Source organism: Allobosea sp. GW822-FHT05A11 (assembly GCF_058800455.1).
The window spans coordinates 76,426-100,608 of the sequence record NZ_JBXAMI010000007.1 but is presented as its reverse complement, the minus strand read 5'-3'; the positions used below and the strand labels follow the sequence as shown (position 1 = coordinate 100,608).

Annotated in this window: 20 protein-coding genes and 1 riboswitch; of the genes, 13 read left to right on the top strand and 7 right to left on the bottom strand. The window is 65.9% G+C overall.

The genetic code is table 11. The annotated features are described in order from the left end of the window. Together AC1RLU_RS22490 and AC1RLU_RS22485 are read right to left on the bottom strand one after the other, a co-directional pair. Entirely contained in the window at positions 1-939 is a 939-nt protein-coding gene (locus AC1RLU_RS22490) for a Gfo/Idh/MocA family oxidoreductase (RefSeq protein WP_492798320.1), read from the bottom strand. A 36-nt stretch (positions 940-975) separates the two neighbouring features. Continuing rightward, positions 976-2,346: a nucleotide sugar dehydrogenase gene (locus AC1RLU_RS22485; protein WP_492798319.1), complete on the bottom strand. Its 1,371-nt coding sequence runs from the start codon at positions 2,344-2,346 to the stop codon at positions 976-978. On the opposite strand from AC1RLU_RS22485, the gene AC1RLU_RS22480 reads away from it, so the two are divergent. From AC1RLU_RS22480 to AC1RLU_RS22460, 5 genes are all read left to right on the top strand, one after another. Beyond that, positions 2,345-2,545 carry a hypothetical protein gene (locus tag AC1RLU_RS22480; protein ID WP_492798318.1) on the top strand — a complete coding sequence of 67 codons (201 nt, stop codon included), beginning with the start codon at positions 2,345-2,347 and terminating at the stop codon, positions 2,543-2,545. The two genes, AC1RLU_RS22485 and AC1RLU_RS22480, sit on opposite strands and share 2 nt — an antisense overlap. Beyond that, positions 2,542-2,961: a hypothetical protein gene (locus tag AC1RLU_RS22475; protein ID WP_492798317.1), complete on the top strand. Its 420-nt coding sequence runs from the start codon at positions 2,542-2,544 to the stop codon at positions 2,959-2,961. Before AC1RLU_RS22480 ends, AC1RLU_RS22475 begins: the two co-directional genes overlap by 4 nt. Before the next feature lie 110 nt (positions 2,962-3,071). Further along, complete coding sequence (locus tag AC1RLU_RS22470; RefSeq protein WP_142114632.1) at positions 3,072-4,136, top strand: NAD-dependent epimerase/dehydratase family protein; 1,065 nt, start codon at positions 3,072-3,074, stop codon at positions 4,134-4,136. Positions 4,137-4,245: 109 nt separating this feature from the next. Beyond that, positions 4,246-6,285, top strand: a complete 2,040-nt coding sequence (locus AC1RLU_RS22465; protein ID WP_492798315.1) for an NAD(+) synthase — start codon at positions 4,246-4,248, stop codon at positions 6,283-6,285. A gap of 45 nt (positions 6,286-6,330) precedes the next feature. After that, positions 6,331-6,475, top strand: a riboswitch (FMN riboswitch). 76 nt (positions 6,476-6,551) lie between these two features. Next, positions 6,552-6,986: a 6,7-dimethyl-8-ribityllumazine synthase gene (locus AC1RLU_RS22460; RefSeq protein WP_091858414.1), complete on the top strand. Its 435-nt coding sequence runs from the start codon at positions 6,552-6,554 to the stop codon at positions 6,984-6,986. A gap of 125 nt (positions 6,987-7,111) precedes the next feature. Here AC1RLU_RS22460 and AC1RLU_RS22455 read toward each other — a convergent pair whose 3' ends face one another. From AC1RLU_RS22455 to AC1RLU_RS22440, 4 genes are all read right to left on the bottom strand, one after another. Next, complete coding sequence (locus tag AC1RLU_RS22455) at positions 7,112-8,962, bottom strand: ABC transporter ATP-binding protein (protein ID WP_091858411.1); 1,851 nt, start codon at positions 8,960-8,962, stop codon at positions 7,112-7,114. Between the two features lie 18 nt (positions 8,963-8,980). Then, positions 8,981-9,922: an ABC transporter permease gene (locus tag AC1RLU_RS22450; RefSeq protein WP_492798314.1), complete on the bottom strand. Its 942-nt coding sequence runs from the start codon at positions 9,920-9,922 to the stop codon at positions 8,981-8,983. Further along, complete coding sequence (locus AC1RLU_RS22445) at positions 9,888-10,847, bottom strand: ABC transporter permease (protein ID WP_061968767.1); 960 nt, start codon at positions 10,845-10,847, stop codon at positions 9,888-9,890. Before AC1RLU_RS22445 ends, AC1RLU_RS22450 begins: the two co-directional genes overlap by 35 nt. Before the next feature lie 147 nt (positions 10,848-10,994). After that, positions 10,995-12,782: a peptide ABC transporter substrate-binding protein gene (locus AC1RLU_RS22440; RefSeq protein ID WP_492798313.1), complete on the bottom strand. Its 1,788-nt coding sequence runs from the start codon at positions 12,780-12,782 to the stop codon at positions 10,995-10,997. 444 nt (positions 12,783-13,226) lie between these two features. On the opposite strand from AC1RLU_RS22440, the gene AC1RLU_RS22435 reads away from it, so the two are divergent. From AC1RLU_RS22435 to AC1RLU_RS22405, 7 genes are all read left to right on the top strand, one after another. After that, positions 13,227-14,027, top strand: a complete 801-nt coding sequence (locus tag AC1RLU_RS22435; RefSeq protein WP_492798312.1) for an SDR family oxidoreductase — start codon at positions 13,227-13,229, stop codon at positions 14,025-14,027. Positions 14,028-14,088: 61 nt separating this feature from the next. Beyond that, positions 14,089-15,099, top strand: coding sequence for an inositol 2-dehydrogenase (iolG, locus tag AC1RLU_RS22430; RefSeq protein ID WP_492798311.1), 1,011 nt, complete (start codon positions 14,089-14,091; stop codon positions 15,097-15,099). Further along, positions 15,099-15,881, top strand: a complete 783-nt coding sequence (locus AC1RLU_RS22425; protein ID WP_492798310.1) for an inositol monophosphatase family protein — start codon at positions 15,099-15,101, stop codon at positions 15,879-15,881. The genes iolG and AC1RLU_RS22425 overlap by 1 nt, the downstream gene beginning before the upstream one ends. Positions 15,882-15,971: 90 nt before the next feature. Further along, positions 15,972-17,009 carry an ABC transporter substrate-binding protein gene (locus tag AC1RLU_RS22420; protein ID WP_492798309.1) on the top strand — a complete coding sequence of 346 codons (1,038 nt, stop codon included), beginning with the start codon at positions 15,972-15,974 and terminating at the stop codon, positions 17,007-17,009. Positions 17,010-17,241: 232 nt separating this feature from the next. Next, positions 17,242-19,449, top strand: a complete 2,208-nt coding sequence (locus tag AC1RLU_RS22415) for an ABC transporter permease (RefSeq protein ID WP_492798308.1) — start codon at positions 17,242-17,244, stop codon at positions 19,447-19,449. 15 nt (positions 19,450-19,464) lie between these two features. Beyond that, complete coding sequence (locus AC1RLU_RS22410) at positions 19,465-20,532, top strand: ABC transporter ATP-binding protein (protein ID WP_113587144.1); 1,068 nt, start codon at positions 19,465-19,467, stop codon at positions 20,530-20,532. A gap of 167 nt (positions 20,533-20,699) precedes the next feature. Continuing rightward, positions 20,700-22,421, top strand: a complete 1,722-nt coding sequence (locus AC1RLU_RS22405) for a Na/Pi cotransporter family protein (RefSeq protein WP_162766431.1) — start codon at positions 20,700-20,702, stop codon at positions 22,419-22,421. A 9-nt stretch (positions 22,422-22,430) separates the two neighbouring features. On the opposite strand, the gene AC1RLU_RS22400 is transcribed toward AC1RLU_RS22405, so the two are convergent. Then, positions 22,431-22,751 carry a YnfA family protein gene (locus AC1RLU_RS22400; protein ID WP_492798307.1) on the bottom strand — a complete coding sequence of 107 codons (321 nt, stop codon included), beginning with the start codon at positions 22,749-22,751 and terminating at the stop codon, positions 22,431-22,433. A 169-nt stretch (positions 22,752-22,920) separates the two neighbouring features. Here AC1RLU_RS22400 and AC1RLU_RS22395 point away from each other — a divergent pair, with 169 nt between their 5' ends. Continuing rightward, positions 22,921-24,141 (top strand): BaiN/RdsA family NAD(P)/FAD-dependent oxidoreductase, encoded by a 1,221-nt coding sequence (locus AC1RLU_RS22395; protein WP_492798306.1) that lies wholly within the window; start codon positions 22,921-22,923, stop codon positions 24,139-24,141. Positions 24,142-24,183: the final 42 nt, after the last annotated feature.

Here is a 24,183-nt window from a genome sequence, read left to right as displayed (position 1 = left end):
TCAGCCCTTGATGTATTTCGCGGCGAAGGGGTGTTTCTCGCCGCCGGTCACCACCGGGAGCTGGCGAAACTGCGAGACGACCTCGATCGAAAAGCGCACATCCTCGAGCCCGTAACCCTTGCCCGCGAGAATCTCTTCGTAGCTGCGGGTGTGCAGATCGGTGAAGCCGTCCGAGAATTCGACCTCTTCGCCGTCGACAGTGATCGAACGGAAGGTCGTCTTCTGGCCCTTCACGCCATCGGGAAGGTCGTCGGAGTCGACCGAGAGGAACCAGCGCACATCGGCCTTCTCATAGGAGAGCAGGCCGCCGGCGCGCTCGCCTTCGCGCAGGTTCGCGGTCTGCGACTGCAACGGGCCGAAGACGAAGGCCAGCATGTCGAAGAAATGCACGCCGATATTGGTCGCGACACCGCCCGACTTCGAGTCGTCGCCCTTCCAGGAAGCGTGGTACCAGCGCCCGCGCGAGGTGATGTAGGTCAGGTCGACGGAATGGCGCTGGTTGGAGGCGGCGACGCGGTCGCGCAGCGCGATGATCGCCGGGTGCAGGCGCAGCTGCAGGATGGTGTTGACCTTGCGGCCGGAGTCGCGCTCGATCTCGATCAGCCCATCGATATTCCAGGGGTTGAGGACGAGGGGCTTCTCGCAGATCACGTCGCTGCCGGCGCGCAGGCCGAAGCGGATATGGGCGTCGTGCAGGTAGTTCGGCGAGCAGATGCTGACGAAATCGATGTGCTCGCCACGACGGTGCAGCTTGTCGACATGCCGGTCGAAGCGCTCGAACTCGGTGAAGAAATGCGCCTGCGGGAAATGGCTGTCGATGATCCCGACGGAATCATTGGGGTCGAAAGCGACCTTGAGGTCGCCGCCGATGGCCTTGATGGCCTTCATATGGCGCGGCGCGATGTAGCCGGCGGCACCGATCAGTGCGAATGACGTCATGGCGTTGATCTCTGACTTTTCCCGGGGCGTCCTGGCTCAGGCCTTGACGATATTGTCGCCGGTCAATCCGGCCTTGGCGCAGGCATTGCGCGTATCGACCACGAGACGGGCGGCAGCGACGAGCGCCTTGTAGTCGACCGCGTCATGGTCCGTGGCGATCAGCACCGCGTCATAGCCCTTGAGCGTCTCGGGCGACAGTGCGGCCGAGGCGCGGCCGGTCAGGTTGGCATGCTCGCGGGTCGGCGGGATCACCGGCACGTGGGGGTCGTGATAGTCGGCGACGGCGCCGCGCTCTTCCAGAAGTTCGATCAGGCGCAGCGAGGGGCTCTCGCGCATGTCGTCGATGTTCTTCTTGTAGGCGATGCCCATGACGAGGATCTTCGCCTTGCTGAGACCGCGGCCCTGCTGGCGGTCGAGCGCCTCGGCGACGCGGTCGACCACCCAATGCGGCATGGCGGTGTTGATCTGCCCGGCGAGCTCGATGAAGCGGGTGGTGACGTCGAACTCGCGCGCCTTCCAGGTCAGGTAGAACGGATCGATCGGGATGCAGTGCCCGCCCAGGCCGGGGCCCGGATAGAACGGCATGAAGCCGAAGGGCTTGGTCTTGGCGGCGTCGATCACCTCCCAGACATCGATGCCCATCTTGCCGTAGATCACCTTGAGCTCGTTCACGAGCGCGATGTTGACGGCGCGGAAGATGTTCTCGGTCAGCTTGACGGCTTCGGCCGTGGCCGAGGAGGAGACCGGCACGGTCTTGACCACGAGCGCGCCATAGACCGCATTGGCCAGTTCCAGCGCATCCGCGCCATCGCCGCCGACGACCTTCGGGATCGTCGATGTCCCGAAATCCGGATTGCCGGGGTCCTCGCGCTCGGGCGAGAAGGCGAGGTAGAAATCGACGCCGCTCTTCAGGCCGGTCTTCTCGAAGATCGGGCGCATGATCTCGTCGGTGGTGCCGGGCCAGGTCGTCGATTCCAGCACGACGAGATGGCCCTTGCGCAGGCGCGGGGCGATCGCCCGGGCCGTTGCCTCGACATAGCTCAGGTCCGGTTCGCGATGCTTGGTCAGTGGCGTCGGCACGGCGATGATGATGGCGTCGACATCGCGCAGCTCGTCGAAGTCGGTCGTGGCGCGGAAGCGCTCTTCCTTGATCGCGGCGGCGATCGCCGAGGTCGGGATATGCTTGATGAAGCTCTCGCCGCGGTTGATCTGCGCGACGCGCTTCGCGTCGATGTCGAAGCCGACCACCGGGAAACCGGCGTTGCAGGCGGTCAGCGCCAGCGGAATGCCGACATAGCCGAGGCCGATGATGCCGATCCGATAGTTCTTCGCGGCGATGCGCGCGAGCTGCTCGGTCAGGGGCTGGGGCCTGTCTGAAACGAGCGGCGCTGTCGGTGATGAAGACATGACCGGCTTTCTGCGTGGGAAGGCGCTCTGGGCGCGGCAAGCGGGATTTGCGGCTGGCTTTGCCGCCGCATTGGAAAGATGTCAACCTGCGAAGGCAGCTAACAAGGCGAAGCAACGCGACGTCGCCGAAAAATGGACGCGCTTCCAGGAATATTCGGCCGTCGGATCATCGGGCCGCCTATCGTATTCGGTCCGATGATCCAGGTCTCTGATCTTGCACCGGCTTTTCCCGAAAACCGCATGCCGCCTTTCGGGCCGCTGCTTCAGGTCGATATCCCGAGTTCAGCCCTTGAGCTTGTCGATTCGGGCCGAGCCGTCGATGTTCTGGCAGCAATGGCGGACATGTCTGCGACTACCACCGCGATCCGCGGGCGGGCCGGAGAGGCCAACTGGATCTGCGTGACGCCGGAAGCCCCCGGTATCGGCGTCATCGGCAGGGCATTCGCATGTGAAGCCCAGAGCGCAAACGCGGCAAGGGCGATGTTTCGCAGGAAAGATCGCATGGCAGGACTCCTTTGGCATCTAAGCTACGCGCGCGATTCTGAACGGTTCCCTGCTGCGCCACGGGCGGATCAGGGCCAAAAGAAATTTCAAACGGCTCTACGCGTTCGATGACTGCCGCGGCAGAAATCCGTGCCGGGTGCAGGGCGCCCCCGGGCTTTGTCAGGCCGGGCCGGGCAGGTTATTATCTTCCAGCCTCTTGCTGCTGTCCCCGATGAGTTGCGATGACAACAGTCGCAATATCTCTGTCTGGTGCCCCATTGAACCACAGCCTATCGTTGAACCGTGTCGTCGTGACGGGAGCCGCGGGCTTTATCGGCCTCCACGTCGCGGAGGCGCTGCTGCAGCGCGGCATCGAGGTCATGGGTGTCGATGCGCTCGTGCCCTATTATGATCCGGCGCTGAAGCAGGCGCGCCTCGCCCGGCTCACCGGCCGCAACGGCTTCGCGTTCGAGCAGATCGATGTCGCGGATCATGATGCCTTCGATGCCGCGATCGGCGCGTTCCGTCCGGACGCGATCATCCATCTGGCGGCGCAGGCGGGGGTTCGCTATTCGCTTGAGAACCCGCGCGCCTATGCCAGCGCCAATCTCGACGGCTTCCTATCGGTTCTCGAAGCCAGTCGTCGGCATGCCGTGGGGCATCTCGTCTATGCCTCCTCGAGCTCCGTCTACGGGGCCAACGCGAAGGTGCCGTTCAGCGAGCATGACGGCGCCGATCACCCGATTTCCCTTTACGCCGCGACCAAGCGGGCCAACGAGCTGATGGCGCATTCCTACGCCCATCTCTACGGGATACCGATGACGGGCCTGCGGTTCTTCACGGTCTATGGGCCCTGGGGCAGGCCGGACATGGCCTATTTCAAGTTCACCAAGGCGATCCTCGCAGGCGATCCGATCGACGTTTATGCGCAAGCGCAGATGAGTCGCGATTTCACCTATGTCGACGACATCTGCGAGGCGATCATACGTCTCGCGGCGCGTCCTGCGGCAGCCGATCCGGCCTTCGACCGCGAGCATCCCGATCCCGCGACATCCGCGGCGCCCTGGCGCATCTACAATATCGGCAATCACACCCCGGTGGCGCTCTCGCATTTCATCGACGTGGTCGAGGCCGCCTGCGGGCGCAAGGCGGTCCGGCGCCATCTGCCGGCGCAGCCGGGCGACGTGCCGGCGACCTATGCCGACGTCGCGGATCTGGCGGCTGCGGTCGATTTCCGGCCCGATACGCCGATCGAGACCGGGATTGCGCGCTTCGTCGCCTGGTACCGCGCGTTCTATCGCGTCTGAACCGCAACCGCATGCCGTCCCGGCAGCCCAGGCAAGCCTTGCCCGGCAGGCTCCGTCTGCGCGATAAGCGATGCGCCGCAACGGCGGCATCCGGCTGAACGGAGTCTCGATGAGTTTCCGCAATATCCACGCCCACGGTCTTGTCCGCATCGCCTGCGCCGCGCCACGGCTCAAGGTGGCCGATCCGGCTTTCAACGTGGCCGAGACCATCGCCATGCTGCGGCGCGCGGAGGAGGGCGGTACCTCGCTCTGCCTGTTCCCGGAGCTCGGCATCAGCGCCTATGCGATCGATGACCTGCTGCAGCAGAACGCGCTGCTCGATGCGGTCAAGGAAGCGCTGGCGCGGCTGGTTGCGGAAAGCCGCAACCAGCGTTGCGTCGCGGTGGTGGGCGCACCCTTGCGCGTCGAAGGGCGGCTGTTCAACTGCGCCGTCGCGATCCATCGCGGCCGCATCCTCGCCGCCGTCCCCAAGACCTATCTGCCGAACTACCGCGAATTCTACGAGCGCCGCCAGTTCGCCTCGGGCGAGCGGGCGAGCGCGCTCTATGTCGATCTCTGCGGTCAGGAAGTGCCCTTCGGCACCGATATCCTCCTGACGGCCACCGATATCCCCGATCTCACCGTCCATATGGAGATCTGCGAGGATGTCTGGACGCCGATCCCGCCCTCGTCCTACGCGGCGCTCGCCGGCGCGACGCTGCTGCTCAATCTCTCTGCCTCGAATGTCACGATCGGCAAGTCGGACTGGCGCCACGCGCTGTGCAAGGCTCATTCCGGCCGCTGCATCGCGGCCTATGCCTATTCCGCCGCCGGCACCGGTGAATCGACCACCGATCTCGCCTGGGACGGGCAGGCGATGATCTATGAGAACGGCGCGCTTCTGGCCGAGGCCGAGCGCTTCGCCGCCGAGCCGCAGCTCATCCTCGCCGATATCGATCTCGAGCGGCTGGCGATGGATCGCATTCGCCAGAACACCTTCGGCGACAGTGCCGATCTGCACCGCGACCGGCTCGGTTTCCGTCGCGTCGATTTCGCGCTGGAGCCGGATCGCGACAGCGATCTCGGGCTCGCCCGCGAGGTCGAACGCTTCCCCTTCGTGCCGAGCGACGATGCAAGGCTGAACGAGCTCTGCTTCGAGGCCTACAACATCCAGTCGCACGGCCTGCGCAAACGGCTGGAGAGCACGCGGCTCGACAAGGTGGTGATCGGCATCTCCGGTGGTCTCGATTCCACCCAGGCGCTGCTCGTCGCGGCCCATACCTTCGACGCGCTCGGGCTGCCCCGAGAGAACATCCTCGCCTATACGCTGCCGGCCTTCGCCACCAGCAAGGACACCAAGGACAATGCCTGGCGTCTGATGCGGGCGCTCGGCGTCAGCGCCGAGGAGATCGACATGACGCCGGCCTGCCGGCAGATGCTGGTCGATATCGGCCATCCCTTCGCCAGGGGCGAGCCGGTCTACGATATCACCTTCGAGAACGTGCAGGCCGGCGCGCGCACCTCCGTACTCTTCCGCCTCGCCAACCGGCACAATGGCCTGGTGATGGGCACCGGCGATCTCTCGGAGCTGGCGCTCGGCTGGTGCACCTATGGCGTCGGCGATCACATGTCGCATTACAACGTCAACGGCTCGGTGCCGAAGACGCTGATCCAGCACCTGATCCGCTGGGTCGCGCAATCCGGCCGCTTCGGATCGGAGGCCTCGGATGTCATGCTCGACATCCTCGCGACCGAGATCTCGCCGGAGCTGGTGCCCGGCGACGGCGACAAGCCCGCGCAGAAGACCGAGGACTTCGTCGGCCCCTATGCGCTGCAGGACTTCAACCTGTTCTATACGACGCGCTACGGCTTCCGTCCGAGCAAGATCGCCTTCCTCTCGGAACGGGCTTGGCGCGATGCCGAGGCCGGGGACTGGCCGCCGAACATGGAGGCGGCCAAGCGCGTCGCCTATGACCTGCCGGTGATCAAGCGCTGGCTCGGCGTCTTCATCCGCCGCTTCTTCGAGACCAGCCAGTTCAAGCGCTCGGCCGTGCCGAACGGGCCGAAGGTCTCCTCCGGCGGTTCGCTCTCGCCGCGCGGCGACTGGCGTGCGCCCAGCGACGCTTCGGCCGCGCCCTGGCTGAAGGACTGGGAGCGGATTCCGGATTGAACGCCGGGGGCTCTTGTCGCCTTCTCCGCGAACGTATTACCGTGACCGCGTTCTCAGGGCGGGGCGGAAATCCCCACCGGCGGTATGCGGCCTCGGCCGCGAGCCCGCGAGCGCCCTCCTTGCGGAGGGGTCAGCAGATCAGGTGCGAGGCCTGAGCCGACGGTCACAGTCCGGATGAAAGAGAACGTGTCGCCGTCCGTGCATCCCTGCGCGGCGCTGGCCCGTGATCGCCTTGGGTGACGTGTCTGTCGCGAAAGGAGATCACCATGACACTCGCCCGCTATGCCTTCGTCAAAGCCGCCTGGCATGCCGATATCGTCGATCAGGCGCTCAAGGGCTTTTGCGAGGTTATTCCCGCCGACCAGGTCGATGTGTTCGACGTGCCCGGCGCGTTCGAGATGCCGCTGCTGGCCCGCGATCTCGCAGCCAGCGGCCGCTACGCCGCGGTTGCTGCGGCGGCGCTGGTCGTCGACGGGGGCATCTACCGTCACGAATTCGTGGCGCAGGCCGTGGTCGACGGCCTGATGCGTGCGGGCCTGGACACAGGCGTGCCGGTGCTGTCGGTCTCGCTGACCCCGCATCACTACCGCGAGGGCGCGCATCACGGTGAGATCTATCGGGCGCATTTCGTCACGAAGGGGCGGGAAGCCGCGGCGGCGGCGCTGATGATCGGGCGGACGCGCGCCCGCCTTGCCGCCTGATCTCGATCGGATGCCTGCCTGGTCCCGCCTCGGCGAGGGCAGTCTGTTGCTGGCCTGATCATGCCGGCCCGACGAAAAAGCTCGCGGCTTGCGCCGCGGGCCGATTATGTCGAGCTTCGGAAGGCTCAGGCCGCGATCGCGGCCGGATCCTTCTTCTCCCACTCCTCGCCCCAGATCATCACGGCATGGCCGGGCGAGACCTCGCGATACTGGCGCACCGGCGGGACATAGTCGGGCGCGCGGACCGGGCTCTTGATCTCGTCGTTCGAGACCGGGCGCTTCTGCAGGCGCCGGGCCGGATCGGCGATCGGCACCGCCGCCAGCAGTCGCTTGGTATAGGGGTGCTGCGGGTTCTGGAAGATCGCCTCGCGCGGGCCGATCTCGACGATCTCGCCGAGATACATCACCGCGACGCGATGGCTGACGCGCTCCACCACCGCCATGTCGTGCGAGATGAAGAGATAGCCCAGCCCCATGCGCGCCTGCAGGTCGAGCATCAGGTTGACCACCTGGGCCTTGACCGAGACGTCGAGCGCCGAGACCGCCTCGTCCGCCACGATCAGGCGCGGCTCGACGGCGAGTGCGCGCGCGATGCAGATGCGCTGGCGCTGGCCGCCCGAGAACTCGTGCGGGAAGCGGTTGGCCATGTCCGGCAGCAGACCGACGCGCTTGAGCAGGTCGGCGACCTTGTCGCGCGCTTCCGAGCGGCTGGCGAGGTTGTTGATCAGCAGCGGCTCGGCGATCGCAGTGCCCACGTTCATGCGCGGGTTCAGCGAGGCGAAGGGGTCCTGGAAGATCATCTGCATGCGCTTGCGCTGCTCGCGCAGGTCATGCTGGTTGAGCTTGAGGACGTCGACGCCGTCGAGCAGGACCGAGCCTTCGAGCGGCTCGATCAGCCGCATCACGGAACGGCCGGTGGTCGACTTGCCACAGCCGGATTCGCCGACCAGCGCCAGCGTCTCGCCGGCCTTGAGGCTGAAGGAAACGTTCTCGACCGCGTGCACGCGCCCCTTGACCGAGGAGAGCAGCCCGCCGCGGATCTCGAAGCGGGTCGTCAGCCCGGCGACCTCGAGCACAGGGCGTTCGGCCGCCTTGACGGTGTCGGGCGTCTCGGTCGGCACGTCCGACTCGCCGGTATTGCGGTCGACGACCGGGAAGCGCATCGGGCGGCCCTTGCCGATCATCGAGCCGAGCTTCGGCACGGCCGAGATCAGCGCCTTGGTATAGGGCTTCTTCGGGCTGGCGAAGATGTCCTCGGTCGCGCCGGTTTCGACCTCGTCGCCGTTGTACATCACGACCGTGCGGTCGGCGATCTCGGCGACGACGCCCATGTCGTGGGTGATGAAGAGGACGGACATGCCCTCCTCGTCCTGCAGCGTCTTGATCAGCTCCAGGGTCTGCGCCTGGATGGTCACGTCGAGCGCGGTGGTCGGCTCGTCGGCGATCAGGAGCTTGGGCTTGCAGGCGAGCGCCATCGCGATCATCACGCGCTGGCGCATGCCGCCCGAGAAGCGGTGCGGATACTCGTGGAAGCGAGACTTTGCCGCGGGAATGCGGACCTTCTCCAGCAGGCGGACCGTCTCGGCCTCAGCCTCCGAACGCGACAGGCCGCGATGCAGGATCAGCGCTTCCGCGATCTGGAAGCCGATGGTCAGCACCGGGTTGAGCGAGGTCATCGGCTCCTGGAAGATCATCGCGATCTCGTTGCCGCGGATATGGCGCATCTCCGCATCCGGCAGCGTCAGAAGTTCCTTGCCGTTGAGCTTGACCGAGCCTTCGATCCTGCTCGACTGCGGCGGGGTCAGGCGCATGATCGACAGCGCGGTCACGCTCTTGCCGGAGCCGGATTCGCCGACGACGGCCAGCGTCTCCTTCGGCTTGATGTCGAAGGAGAGGTTGCGGACGACCGACTTCCATTGGCCTTCGACCCGGAAGGAGGTCGTGAGGTTCGAGACGGTCAGGATCGGTGAGGTCATGTCTAGCCCTTCGCTGGATTAGATGACGCGGCGCGGGTCGAGCGCATCGCGCAGGCCGTCGCCGATGAAGTTGATCGAGAGCACGGTAAGGAAGATCGCGGCGCCTGGGAACAGGGCCCAGTGCGGCGCGGTGTCGAGCTGGTCCTTGGCGTCGAACAGAAGCCGGCCCCAGGTCGGGATGTCCGGCGGGAAGCCGAGACCGAGGAAGGACAGCGTCGATTCGGCGATGATGGCCGAGGACACCTCGATCGTCGAGGCGACGATGACCGGGCCGACCGCGTTCGGCAGGATATGCCGGAACATCTGGCGCATCTTGGTCGCGCCCTGGGCGCGGGCGGCCTCCACGAATTCTTTCTCGCGCAGCGACAGGAACTGCGCGCGCACCAGGCGCGCCACCGGCATCCAGCGCAGGCCGCCGATGACGACGACGATCAGCACGAAGACGCCGCCTTCGACGCCGAACACGGCTTTGAGCTGCTCGCGGAACAGATAGATGATCAGCAGCAGCAGCGGCAGCTGCGGCAGCGACAGGAACAGGTCCGTCACCCACATCAGGATGGGGTCGGCGTATTTGCGCGACATGCCCGCCAGCGCGCCGATCAGCACGCCGACGATCGTCGCCACGATCATCGCCGCGAGGCCGACGGCGAGCGAGATGCGTCCGCCATACATCATCCGCGCCAGGATATCCTGGCCGAGATCGTCGGTCCCGAGCGGGTGCGCCCAGGACGGGCCCTGGAGTTGCGCCGAGAAGTCGATGTCGTTGATCGCCACCGGCCACAGCCAGGGGCCGACGATGACGCCCAGCACGAGCAGGCCGAGCACGACCGTGCTCGCCATGGCCAGGCGGTGGCGGCGAAAGCGGCGCCAGGTCTCGCGCCCGGGCGAGACCGAGACCTGGCTCACGGCAGCGCCCGCAGCCGGATCAGCTGAAGGAGATGCGAGGGTCGAGCCAGCCATAAAGAATATCCGCGATGAGGTTGAAAAGAACGACCAGGCAGGAGAACACGAAGGTCACCGCCATGATGACCGGCGTGTCGTTGGCCAGGATAGCGTCGATCAGCAGCGATCCGATGCCCGGCACGCGAAAGATCTGCTCGGTGACCAGCGCGCCGCCGAACACGGCGGGCATCTGCAGCGCGACCAGTGTCACGACCGGGATCAGGGCGTTGCGCGTGATGTGCCGGATCGTGACCCGGCGCTCGCTGAGGCCCTTGGCGCGCGCCGTCGTGACGTAGTCGAGCCGGATGACGTCGAGCACGGCCGAGCGGACATAGCGCGTATAGGAAGCCGCCTGGAACAGGCCGAGCACGGTGATCGGCATGATCGCCTGGCGGAACATCTCCCAATACCAGCGCCAGCCCGTGGCGGCGATGTCGGAGCGATAGACGAAGGGGAACCAGTCGAGCGTGACCGAGAAGATCAGGATGAAGAGCAGACCGGTGAAGAAGGTCGGCAGGGAGAAGCCGACGAAGGCCAGCGTATTGGCGATCTGGTCGAAAACCGAATAGGGCCGCGTCGCCGCGTAGATGCCGACAGGCAGCGCGACGCACAGCGCCAGGATCTGGGACGACCCGACGACGAACAAAGTGGTCGGCAAACGCTGCAGGATCAGATCGTCGACATTGATGCGGCTGGCGAAGGAGAAGCCCCAGTCGCCCTGGGCCATGTTCGAGAGCCAGCGCAGGTAGCGCACCATGATCGGGTCGTTGAGGCCGAAGCTGGCGCGCAGCGCCTCGCGCACCTCAGGCGGAACGTTCGGATTCGTCGCCATTTCCGAAAACGGATCGCCTGGCGCCAGCGCCAGGATGGTGAACAGAATCACGCTGATGCCAAGCAAACTTGGAATGGCGATCAAGAGCCGCCTGATAAGATATGTCGCCATGAAATAGTCTCTGTGCGCGCGGCACGTCCGCGGACTGGTGTTGATGACGGCCGGCCCGCCCCTGTGGCTGGTGGAGCCGCAGGAGCGGGCCGGCGCGCCTGTCGCCCCTCACGACAGCCGAAGCTGCCGTGAGGGGGAATCGGGGACTTAGCTACGATACCAGGCCGCGATGTTCCAGCTGTCGACGTCCCAGCCGCTATGATCGTGCGACAGGTTGTTGAGCGATGCGGCGACGCGGGTGCGCGACAGCAGCGGCAGGATGACGTTGGCCTCGCAGAAGATCTCGTTGACCTTGATCAGCAGCGCTGCGCGCTTGGCCGGGTCGAGCTCCTTCTGGGCGGCCTTGTAGGCCTTGTCCGCTTCCGGGTCGGAGTAGCGCGAGACGTTGCGGCCCAGCCACTTGTTCTCCTTGCTGGCGACTTCCCAGGAGGTGAACTGGTTGAGGAACCGCTCCGGATCGGGCTGCGGCTGCGTCGTCGTATACATCTCGATGTCGGTATAGAGCTTGGTGTAGGTGTCGGGGTTGGCGACGTCCGACGAGAAGAACACCGAGGCCGTGACCGACTTCAGCTCCAGATCGATGCCGGCGCGCTGGCAGGCCTGCTTGATGATGGCCTGGGTCTTCTGGCGCGGGGCGTTGATCGAGGTCTGGAAGACGTATTTGAGCTTCTTGCCATCCTTTTCACGGATGCCGTCGGAACCCTTCTTCCAGCCGGCGTCGTCGAGGATCTTGTTGGCCTTCTCGATGTTGAACTCGTATTTGAGCTTGGTCGACTTGAACTGCTTGGGCTCGTTGACGAAGCTCGCCGTGGCGATGCCGCCGCGGCCATAGATGAACTTCTGGATCGAATCGCGGTCGATCAGCAGGTTGATCGCTTGGCGCACGGCCGGGTCGGTCAGGGTCGGGTGCTTGGTCTTGGCGCTCGAGCGCTCGCCGTCGACCTCGGTCCACGGATCGGTCGTGTTCAGGATGATGAACTCGATATCGCCCGAGGGGACGGCGCTGATCTTGCCGCGCCCGCCGGTCTCCATGCGCTTGAGGACCTCGTCCTCGACCTGCAGGTTCCAGGCATAGTCATATTCGCCGGTCTGGAGGACGGCACGGGCCGCCGAGACCGCATCACCGCCGCCCTTGACCTCGATCGTGTCGAAATGCGGCTGGTTCTTGACGTGATAGTCGGTATTGCGCTCGCCGGTCAGGATGTCGCCCGGCTTGAACTCGGCGAACTTGTAGGGGCCGGTGCCGACGGGTTTCAGGTTGGCCGGGGCCTCGCGCGACTTGGCGCCCTTGTACTCGCCGAAGAGATGCTTCGGGATGATCATGCCGGCGACGCCGACGAAGGGATCCGCCCAGAACGGCGTCGCTTCCTGGAAGATCACCTTGAAGGTGTGGGTGTCGACCTTCTCGACCTTGATGTCCTTGTAGGAGCCGGTGGTGTAGGCGGCGGTCGCCGGGTCGGCGGCGTATTCCCAGGTGAAGACGGCGTCGTCGGCGGTCAGCGGCTTGCCGTCATGCCATTTCACGCCCTGCTTCAGCTTCCAGGTCACGGTTTTGCCATCCTCGGACAGGCCGCCATTGGCCTTGCTCGGGATCTCGGCGGCGAGCTGCGGGAAGAGGTTGCCTTCCTTGTCCCAGCCGGCGAGCGGCTCGTAGAAGATGCGCGAAGCGATCTGGTCCTTGGTGCCCGAGGCGAAATGCGGGTTCAGCAGGGTCGGGGCCTGCCACAACAGCATCTTCAGCGGGCCACCGCCGCCGGCCTTGGTCGGCTTGTATTCGAGCGTGGCATTCGCCATCGCGACGTCGTTCCAGATCAGGATCTGGGTTGCGAGCGGCGCGGCAATGCCCACGGCCGCCATTTTCTGCATGAAGGACCGGCGCGACAGCGTGCCTTCCTTCACATCCGCGACCAGGCCGCGGATTTCCTGCTCTTTCATCGAATAGCCTCCACCTTCAAACAAAATTCATCCCCGGCGCCTTCGCACCGTGTTCTCGTTGATCGGCGCAGCAAGGCATGTGCCAACGAAAGCGTCAACTGTGCGGCGCAGGGCAGATGCGCGTTTGCCGCGAGGGTAAGAGTTTCGTGACGGCGATCATTGCATGAATATGTCGAATTTTATTCACAGAACACAATATTATGCCGATCGCCCTCTGAAGACGACAGTTTTCTTTCCGTTGAGAAGGAGCCGTCTTCCGCGTTTCGTGAAGCCGGTCGGCTTCGTCCCCGTCAATGTCGTCATCCTGTGCAGCGGCGCTGCGCGTGTTTTTGACATGGCGGGGCCTCGCGTCGTCTTGACTCGCTTATGCCAAGAATGGAATGTTTATTCCAACTAGCGGGATGTTTAAAAAATTCCTGCCGTTTCGCTTCGGGAGGCGGGTCGTTGTCGCAAGCTGGTTCGTTCAGCCGTGATCTCCACGGCAAGGTTGCTGTCGTCACTGGCGGCAGCCAGGGCCTGGGCGAGGCGATCGCTCGCGAATTCGCGGAACGCGGTGCGCGCGGGCTGTTGCTGACCGGGCGCAATGCGGCGCGCGGCGAGGCCGTGGCGGAAAGCCTGCGCACGGCGGGCTGCGAGGCCCGTTTCCATCAGGTCGATCTCGCCGATCTCGATGCGGTTCGCCAAGTCGTGCCGGCGGCGGAGCAGGCCTTCGGCCATCTCGACATTCTTGTGAACGCCGCGGGCGACACCGATCGCGGCACGATCTTCGACACCTCGCCTGCGCTCTACGAGCGCATCATGGCGGTGAACCTGCGGGCGCCCTTCTTCCTCATTCAGGATGCCGCCGACCTGATGCGCCGTCAGGATATCCCGGGCGCCATCGTCAACATCCAGTCGATGTCGGCCCATGGCGGCCAGCCTTTCCTCTCCGCCTACAGCGTCTCGAAGGCGGCCTTGGCCGCGCTGACGAAGAATGCGGCCTATGGGCTCTTGAAGCACCGCATCCGGGTCAACGGCCTCAATATCGGCTGGATGGCGACGCCGGGCGAGGACGCGATCATGAAGCTGCGCCATGACGCCAGGGACGGCTGGCTGGACGAGGCGAATGCCTCCCAGCCCTTCGGCCGCCTGATCGATCCGCGCGAGGTCGCCAAGGCGGTCGCCTATCTCGCCTCGGCGGAATCCGGTCTGATGACCGGCTCGAATATCGATTTCGACCAGACCATTCTGGGTGCGCACGACTAGCCGCCGGATTTCGCTGCGGCGTAGCGGCCGCATGACTGCCTTAAGAGACGCGACGACGGGAATGACCAAGACCATGAAGATCGGATTGCTGGGCGCCGGCCGTATCGGGCGCATCCACGGGCTGAACGTCGCCGCGCGCGGCGATGCCGAGCTCGTCGCCGTCACCGACGCGATGCCGGAGGCCGCTGCCTCGCTTGCCGCTGCGACAGGTGCCAAGGCCACGAGCACCGAGGCGATCCTTGCGGATGCCGCGATCGACGCCGTGCTGATCTGCACGCCGACCGACACCCATGCCGACCTGATCGAGCAGGCGGTTTCCGCCGGCAAGGCGGTGTTCTGCGAGAAGCCGGTCGATCTCGACGCCGCACGCATCCGCCGCTGCCTCGCGACGGTGGAGAAGTCCGGCAAGCCGCTCATGATCGGTTTCAACCGCCGCTTCGACCCGAATTTCGCTGCGCTGGAGAAGCGCTTGCGTGCAGGCGAGGCCGGCGCGATCGAGATCGTCACGGTGATCTCGCGCGATCCCGCACCGCCGCCGGTCGATTACGTCAAGCGCTCGGGCGGCCTCTTCCGCGATATGATGATCCATGATTTCGACATGGCGCGCTTCCTGCTGGCCGAGGAGCCGGTCGAGGTCTTCGCGCTCGGCTCCGCCCTCGTCGACAAGGCGATCGGCGAGGCCGGCGATGTCGACACCGCTGCCGTCGTCATGAAGACGGCTTCGGGCCGGATCGCCCAAATCTCGAATTCGCGCCGCGCCACCTATGGCTATGACCAGCGCATCGAGGTCCACGGCTCCAAGGGCATGCTGCGCGCCGGCAACATCCACGAGACGACGGTCGAGATCGCGACGGGGCAGGGCTTCCGCGCCGATCCCGTGCAGAACTTCTTCCTGGAGCGCTATGCTGCCGCTTATCGCGCCGAGCTCGACGCGTTCATCGCCGCCTGCCAGGGCAAGGCAGCGGCCTCGCCGACCGGGCTCGACGGCCTGAAGGCGCAGATCCTGGCCGATGCGGCGACGCAATCCGCGCAGACCGGCAAGCCCGTCCGCGTCGATCTCGGGGGTAAGTGATGACGCCGGCCGAGCGCGACCTGCGCTATTATGCTGCCCTCGGCCTCGCGGCCGAGGCGAGCCATCTGGCGCTGAGCTATTTCAACAGGCGCGAGTCGCTCGGCATTACCATGAAGGGCGCGCAGGACTGGCTGACCGTCGCCGACGGCAAGGTCGAGGATTTCCTGCGCCGCCGCCTCTCGGAACTCTTCCCGCAGGATACGGTCATCGGCGAGGAGGGTGGCGGCGAGGCCTCCGACGCCGTCTGGATTCTCGATCCGATCGACGGCACCGCGAATTTCGCCCATGGCGACCGCAACTGGTGCATCTCCATCGGCTTCCTGGCCAATCGCAAGCCGGAGATCGGCGTCGTTGCAGCGCCTGCCCTGGGTGAGGTCTATGCCGCCCGCCGCGGTGCCGGCGCGACCCTGAACGGCGACCCGATCAAGGTGTCCGGCGCGGCCGATATCGCCCGCGCCTCGGTGGAGCTGGGCTGGTCGACCCGCGTGCCGGCTGCGAACTACCTCAAGGTGATCGAGCGCGGCTATACGGCAGGTGCCGCGATGAAGCGCGGCGGCTCGGGCACGCTCGGCCTCTGCCATGTCGCCAATGGCTCGAGCGACGCCTATGCCGAGCTCCATATCAACGCCTGGGACGTCGCTGCCGGCATCGTCATCGCAAGCGAGGCGGGTGCCCGGATCAACGATTTCTTCACCGGCGAGGGGATCGCCAAGGGCAATCCGATCCTGTGCTGCACCCCGGAACTGGCGCTGGTGCTGAAGGAGATCACCGGAATCGTTTAGCCAGCACGATATTCAATTGATCTTTCGGCGAAGTCATCACAGCTTCGTCGCAAGCGGCAAAAAACAAAAGATCCGATCAGGGAGGTTCATATGCAGTCGAAATCCTGGCTCAAGGCGGGGCTTTTCGCCGCGCTTGCAACGGCGGCCTTCGCCGCCACCCCGGTCCGCGCTCAGGGGTCGCTCGTCATGTATTGCGGCGTCCAGGAGGAGTGGTGCCGCGCCATGTCGAACGCCTTCGAGAAGGAGACCGGCATCAAGGTCGCGATGACCCGTAAATCGGCGGGCGAGATCTATGCCCAGCTCAAGGCGGAATCCTCCAATCCGCGCGGTGATATCTGGTGGGGCGGCACCGGCGATCCTCATCTCCAGGCGGCGGAGGAGGGGCTCACCCAGGAGTATGAATCGCCGAAGAACAAGGAGCTTCATCCCTGGGCGCTCGACCAGTGGAAGGCGGCCAAGCAGCGCTCGGTCGGCATCTATGCCGGCGCGCTCGGCTTCGGCTTCAATACCGAGCAGATCAAGGCGAAGGGCATTCCCGAGCCGAAATGCTGGGCCGACCTGCTCAACGCCAAGCTGAAGGACGACGTCCAGGTCGCCGACCCGAACTCCTCCGGTACCGCCTATAACCTGCTCGCCACCGTCGTGCAGCTGATGGGCGAGGACAAGGGCTTCGAGTACCTCAAGGCCCTCCACAAGAACATCAGCCAGTACACCAAGTCGGGCGCGGCGCCGGCCAAGGCGGCGAGCCTCGGCGAGACCGCCGTCGGCATCGTCTTCATCCATGACGCGGTGGTCTTCGCCGTGCAGGGCGACCCGATCAAGCCGGTCGCGCCCTGCGAGGGCACGGGCTACGAGATCGGCTCGATGTCGATCGTCAAGGGCGCGCGCAATCTCGACAACGCCAAGAAGTTCTATGACTGGGCGCTGACCCCGGCCGCGCAGGCTCTGGCAGCTCCGGCGAAGTCCTATCAGGTGCCGTCGAACAAGGCCTCGCCGGTGCCCGCGCAGTCGCCGAAGATGGATCAGATGAAGCTGATCAACTACGACTTCGTGAAATACGGCTCCTCGGCCGAGCGCAATCGCCTGCTCGCCAAGTGGGACAAGGAAGTCAAGGCGCTGCCGAAGTAAGGCTGCGTCTCTCCGGCGTGTTTCCCGGGCAGTCTCGGAAACACGCCGTCATCCCGGGCTTGACCCGGGATCCATGCCTGAACCTCCGCCGGATACGCTCCGGCATGGATCCCGGATCTCCGCTTCGCTGCGTCCGGGATGACGCTGGTGGTTCGGGTGCAGGGTAAAGGCTGGGCCGTGAAAGCCGGGGCAACCGGTTCGGACCGACAAGGAATGTGAGGGCAGGGCAACCATGGCGCCAGCGACGAGACTCGTGCTGCTGATCGGCTGGCTCGGCTATGCGCTGATGCCCTGGTATCTCGTCGAGGGCATGAGCCTGACGAACTGGGCCTGGCTCGCCGAATATCCGTTCGGCAAGGCGGGCAGCGCGCTGGCGCTTTCCCTTTCCGGCCAGGCGCCCTGGCTCCTGCCGGTCGGCATTGCGCTCGCGGCTGCGACGATCTTCGGGGGCAGCGCCGACCGCCAGCGTACGGCGACCGTGCTGGTCTGGGCCGGCCTTCTCGGCATGGTCCTGTTCTTCGCCCAGGCCTTCTCTATCGTGCTGAAGGACCAGGGCATTTCCTGGCTTGCAGCCTTGCTCGGCGGCGCAGGTGCCTCGCAACGCGGCATCGGCGGCGGCGCCTTCCTGACGCTCCTGTCGCTGCTCTTCCTGCTCTGCCATGGCCTGGCCTATCGCGGCGTCTGCCGGGGCGACCTCTTCACGACCTCGACGATCGGCCTCGTCGTCCTGCTGATCGGCATCTTCATCTTCTTCCCGGTCGCGATCATCCTGAAGAGCGCGCTGGTCGACCAGAACGGCGCCTTCGCGCCCGCGGCATTCTTCGAGCGCTTCCTCGATTCCTCGATCTGGGGGCTGGGCTGCCTCAGTGCCAACGTCAATTGCGGCGTCGCCTGGAACACGCTGGTCCTGGCCGTGCTCTGCGGCGTCATCACCACGCTTCTCGGCCTCGCCTGCGCGCTGCTGATCCTGCGCACCGGCATGCCCGGCAAGCGCGTCATGCGCGCCCTGACGGTGCTGCCGATCATCACGCCGCCCTTCGTCATCGGCCTCGCGCTGATCCTGCTCTTCGGCCGCGCCGGCGCGGTCTCGACCGTTCTCTACGAATGGTTCGACATCCCGCGCTCGCGCTGGCTTTACGGCCTGCCCGGCATCTTGCTGGCGCAGGTGCTGGCCTTCGCGCCGATCGCCTTCCTCGTCCTGATCGGCGTGGTGCAGGGCATCTCGCCCAGTCTGGAGGAGGCCTCGCAGACGCTCGGTGCCAAGCGCTGGCAGACCTTCCGCACCGTGACCTGGCCGCTGCTCAGGCCCGGCATCGCCAATGCCTTCCTGCTCGGCTTCGTCGAGAGCATGGCCGATTTCGGCAATCCGCTGGTGCTCGGCGGCAATTTCGAGGTGCTCTCGACCAAGATCTTCTTCGCGGTGGTCGGCGCTTCCTACAATCAGGGGCAGGCGGCGGTGCTCGCCATCGTGCTGCTCGCCTTCACGCTCGGCGCCTTCTGGGTGCAGCAGCGCTGGCTCGGCGATAAATCCTACACGACGGTCACCGGCAAGGGCGATGCCGGGCTGCCGACGCCGCTGCCGCGTCGCATCACCTGGCTCTCTGCGGCCGTGATCGTGCCATGGGTCGCGCTGACCGTGGTGATCTATATCGTCATCCTGGTCGGCGGCTTCGTGCGCAACATGGGCCGCGACTACACCCCGACCCTGCAGCACTACATCACCGGCTTCGCCATCGATTTCAGCGACGGCATCTATTTCCAGGGCTCGGCCTGGTCGTCCTTCTTCACCACGGTGAAGGTGGCGGCGATCTCGGCACCGCTGACGGCGGTGGTCGGCCTGCTCACCGCCTATCTGTTGACGCGCCAGCGTTTCCGCGGTCGGGCTGGGCTCGAATTCGCGACCATGCTCTCCTTTGCTATTCCCGGCACGGTGCTCGGCGTCGCCTATATCCTGGCCTTCAACGTGCCGCCGGTGGAGATCACCGGTACCGGCCTGATCCTCGTCATCGCCTTCGTCTTCCGCAACATGCCGGTCGGCGTGCGCTCCGGCATTGCCGGCCTTTCGCAGATCGACAAGAGCCTGGACGAGGCCTCGACCACGTTGCGCGCCCGCAGCTTCACCACGCTCTGGCGCGTGGTACTGCCCCTGCTCAAGCCGGCGCTGGTCTCGGCGCTGGTCTACTCGTTCGTGCGCTCGATGACGGCGGTCAGCGCCGTGATCTTCCTGGTCTCGGCCGAATACAACCTCTCCACCGCCTATATCGTCGGGCGCGTCGAGGCCGGCGAGTTCGGCCTCGCCATCGCCTATTCCTCGGTGCTGATCGTCTTCATGGCGCTCGGCATCGTCCTCATCCAGTTCCTCGTCGGCGAGCGCAAGCTCGGCCGGCGTGGCCGCACCGCCACGATTGCCGCCCCGGCGCCCGCTCCCGCGATCGGATAAGGATAAAGACTCAAGATGGCCAAGGCCGGACCCGCTTCCGTCGAATTCCGCAACGTCTCGATGCGCTATGGCGCGGTGACGGCGGTCGACAACATCAACTTCACCATCGAGGCCGGCAAGCTCGTGACCCTGCTCGGCCCCTCCGGCTGCGGCAAGACCACGACCCTGCGCATGATCGCAGGCCTCGAGATCGCCAGCGACGGCCAAATCCTGATCGGCGGCAAGGACGTCACCAAGCTCTCGGCTGCCGATCGCGACGTCTCGATGGTGTTCCAGTCCTATGCGCTCTTTCCCCATATGAGCGTGCTCGACAACGCTGCCTACGGCCCGACCGTGAAGGGCCTCGGCAAGGAGCAGTCGAAGCAGATGGCGCTGGAGAAGCTGGCGCTGGTCGGCCTCAAGGGGTTCGAGAACCGTTACCCGTCGGAGCTCTCGGGCGGCCAGCAGCAGCGTGTCGCGGTGGCGCGTGCCCTCGTGCTGGAGCCGCAGGTGCTGCTCTTCGACGAGCCGCTCTCCAATCTCGATGCCAAGCTGCGTCGCCGCGTCCGCGAGGAAATCCGCGAATTGCAGCAGGACCTCAACCTGACCGTGGCCTATGTCACCCATGATCAGGAGGAGGCGCTTGCCGTCTCCGACCGCATCATCGTGATGTCGAATGCCCGGATCGCGCAGGAAGGCGCGCCGCGCGACCTCTACGAGCAGCCCTCCAACGCCTTCGTCGCCGACTTCATCGGCGATGCGAATCTGATCGACGTCACGGTGAAGGCTGTGACTGACGATCGCGCCGATGTCGCGATCGGCTCCGCCACGGTCAACCTGCCGGCGCGCGGCATCGGGCCGGGATCCGCCAAGGTCGCGATCCGGCCTGAGGCTTTGCTGCTGGGCGAGCCGGGGCTGGGCGGTTCGCTGCCGGGCACGATCCGCAAATGCGCCTATCTCGGCAACCATCTCGACATCATGGTCGAGACCGAGGTCGGTGAGCTCTTCGTCGTGCAATATGGCGGGCGCGAGATGCTGGCGCCCGGTACCGCGGTCTCGGTTTCCTTCGCCAAATCCGGCGTGACGCTGATTCCGCCGGCCTGAGCGCTGGCGAAACCGGGCATCTCCCTTCGCGCAGCCACCAGGGCTGAAAGTGCCGCCCAAATATCAGCACTTTCAGCGTGTATTTCTGTTGAGTTGGCTAATCAAAAATTGATAGATTTAGCCGAAGATCAACGCCTGAATCGGGGAAAGACCGCACGAAAATGGCCATGGGCGAGAGCGCTACCAACATCCTGATCCACCTTGCCGGCGGCGTCGCGCTGCTGATCTGGGCTGTCAGGCTGGTGCGAACCGGCGCGATGCGCGCCTTCGGCTCGCAGCTCAGGCAGGCGCTGCAGAGTTTCACGCGCAATCGCTTCGCCGCTTTCGGCAGCGGCGTCGCCGTGACCATGGTGCTGCAGAGCTCGACGGCGACGACGCTGCTGGTCTCCTCCTTCGCCGGTCAGGCCCTGATCGTGCCGGCCATGGCGCTCGCGGTGCTGCTCGGCGCCAATCTCGGCACGGCGCTCGCGGCCTTCGTCATCTCGATGGACCTGGGCTGGCTCTGGGGGCTCTGCGTCGCCATCGGCGTCGCCATGTATCTCTCCAGCGAGGCGATGGAGCGTCCGCGCAATATCGGCCGCGTGCTGGTCGGCATCGGCCTGATCCTGCTCTCGCTGATCGAGCTCAACACGGCCGCAGCCCCGCTGGCGCAGTCGCCGACCTTCCGCGTGGTGCTGGCAGCCATGGGTTCCGAGCCGCTGCTCGGCATCCTCGCCGCCATCGCCGCGACCTGGCTCGTCCATTCCAGCATCGCCATCATCCTGCTCGTCGCCACCTTCGCGGCGTCAGGCCTGTTCCCGCCGGCGACGGCGCTCACCCTGGTCATCGGCGCCAATCTCGGCAATGCCGTGATCCCGGTGCTCGACCAGCTCGGCGCGCCCGCCGCCCAGCGCCGTGCCGCCGTCGGCAACCTGCTGACGCGCCTGATCCTGGCTCTCGCGGTGCTGCCCTTCGTCGGCCCGCTTTCGACCTGGCTCATCGGCTTCTCCTCGTCCGAGGCCCGGCTCGCCATCGAGTTCCATGTCGTGCTCAACGTTGTCGGCGCGCTGGTCTTCCTGCCCTTCGTCGGGCCGATTTCAGGCCTGGTCGAGCGCTTCATGCCCGGCAAGCAGGACAAGGCCGAAGCGGTGACGCCGCGCTATCTCGATCCCAACGCGCTCGACAGCCCGACCGAGGCGCTTGCCGGCGCGATGCGCGAGGCGCTGCGCCTCGGCGATCGCGTCGAGGCCATGCTGCGCGATACCATGACACTGCTGGAGAAGGACGAGCTCAAGCTCTCGCGCGCCATCGCCCAGGCCGATGACGGCGTCGACACCATTCACGAGTCGATCAAGCTCTATCTGGTCAAGGTCTCGCGCAACGAGTTGTCCGAGGAGGAGAGCCGGCGCCTGTTCGAGATCATCACCCTGATCACCAATCTCGAGCATATCGGCGACGTCATCGACAAGAACCTGCGCGAGCTCGCCGAGAAGAAGATCCGCAAGCGCTACTCGTTCTCGCCGGAGGGCCTGGCCGAGATCCGCGATTTCCATCATCGCGTCGCCTCCGCGCTGGCATTGGCGCTCAACGTCTTCGCGACGCGCGATCTCGATCTCGCCCGCCAGCTCTTCGCCGACAAGGCGGCGATGCGCGATGCCGAGCGGCGCGCCACCGACAGCCATTTCCAGCGCCTGCGCTCGGGCAGGTCGGAATCGATCGAGACCAGCGCGATCCATCTCGACATCATCCGCGATCTCAAGCGCATCCACGGCCATATCGTCTCGATTGCCTATCCGATTCTGGAGAGCGCCAACGAGTTGCGCGAGAGCCGTCTGCGCGAGACGAAGGCGGCGGCCGAGCAGCGCGAGATGCCGACCGTGCTCATTCCCGCCGCGCATTCTGGCGGTTGAGGCTCTCCATCAGCGCGGCGCCGCCAGTATAATCGCGGCGCCCACGAGGCAGATCGCGCCGCCGGTCAGGTCCCAGCGATCCGGCCTGATGCCTTCCACCACCCAGAGCCAGCCGAGCGAAGCGGCGATATAGACCCCGCCATAGGCGGCGAAGGCGCGCCCTGCCGCGGCGCTCTCGACCAGGGTCAGCAGCCAGGCGAAGAACCCGAGCGAGACCAGTCCCGGCACCAGCCACCAGATCGGCTTGCCAAGCCTGAGCCAGCCCCAGAAGGCGAAGCAACCGGCGATCTCGAAGAGCGCGGCGCCGATATAGGCGGCGATGGTGGGCATGGCATCATCCGGGAGGGACGTAAACGAGGTTCCCTCGCGGGAAGCCTCAGTCTAAGCCGTCATTGCGAGCGAAGCGAAGCAATCCAGGAGCGGCCGGGCTTCACGTCCCCTGGATTGCTTCGCTTCGCTCGCAATGACGAATGGTGCGCCACGCAAGCAAGTCGGGGTCATGTCAGCAAAGAACATCGCCATCATCGGCGCCGGCCCGGCCGGCCTCATGGCTGCCGAGCGGCTGGCGAGCGCCGGCCATCGCGTCACGGTCTACGAGCGCATGGCCTCGCCGGCCCGCAAGTTCCTGCTCGCCGGGCGCGGAGGCCTGAACCTCACCCATTCCGAGCCGCTGGACGTCTTTCTCGGGCGCTACCGCGAGGCGGGCGACTGGCTGGAACCGGCCCTGCGCGCCTTCCCGCCACAGGCATTGCGCGACTGGGCCGACGAGCTCGGCGCGGAGACCTTCATCGGCTCCAGCGGCCGTGTATTTCCGCTGATGATGAAGGCTTCGCCGCTGCTGCGCGCTTGGCTCGGCCGGCTTGACGGATTAGGCGTTCGGCTCGCCTCTGGTCGGCTCTGGACCGGCTGGGATGCCGATGGAGCCCTGATGTTCCGCCTCGCGAACGGCGAAGCCGAGACGATCCGCCCCGATGCGACGCTATTGGCGCTCGGCGGCGCGAGCTGGCCGCGGCTCGGTTCCGACGGTGGCTGGGTGCCGCTGCTGGCGGCGCGCGATGTCGCGGTCTCGCCGCTGCGCCCCGCCAATGGCGGCTTCACGGTCGCCTGGTCGCCGCAGATGAAGGAGCGCTTCGTCGGCCAGCCGTTGAAGCGGATCGTCATCAGCTGCGCCGGCGAGCAAGCCGCGGGCGAGGCGATGATCGATGCCGATGGCATCGAAGGCGGTGCGATCTACGCGCTGTCGGCAACCATCCGCGAGGCGATCCGGCGCGATGGCGCCGCCACGATCGATATCGACCTGCGCCCCGATCTCTCCGCCTCGGAACTTGCCGCCCGCCTCGCGAAGCGGCGCAAGGGCGAGACGCTCAGCAATCACCTGCGCAAGGCTGCCGGCCTCGCACCGGTCGCGATCGCCCTGCTGCGGGATGCGGCCGGCGCAACCCTACCGGCCAAGCCGGAGGCGCTGGCGGCACTGATCAAGGCAGCGCCGCTGCGCCTTGGCGCTCCCATGCCGATCGCGCGTGCCATTTCGACGGCCGGCGGCATCATCAGTGACGAATGCGATGGCGGTTTGATGCTGAAACGCCTGCCGGGTATCTTCGCGGCCGGGGAGATGCTGGATTGGGAGGCGCCGACCGGGGGCTATCTCCTGCAGGCGAGCTTCGCGACGGGTGTCGCGGCTGCGGCGGGCATCGAAGCCTGGCTGGCCGGCCGGGCCTGAACCTGTGCTGATCGGCCTCGCGTCCCCGCATCGGTCGACGCG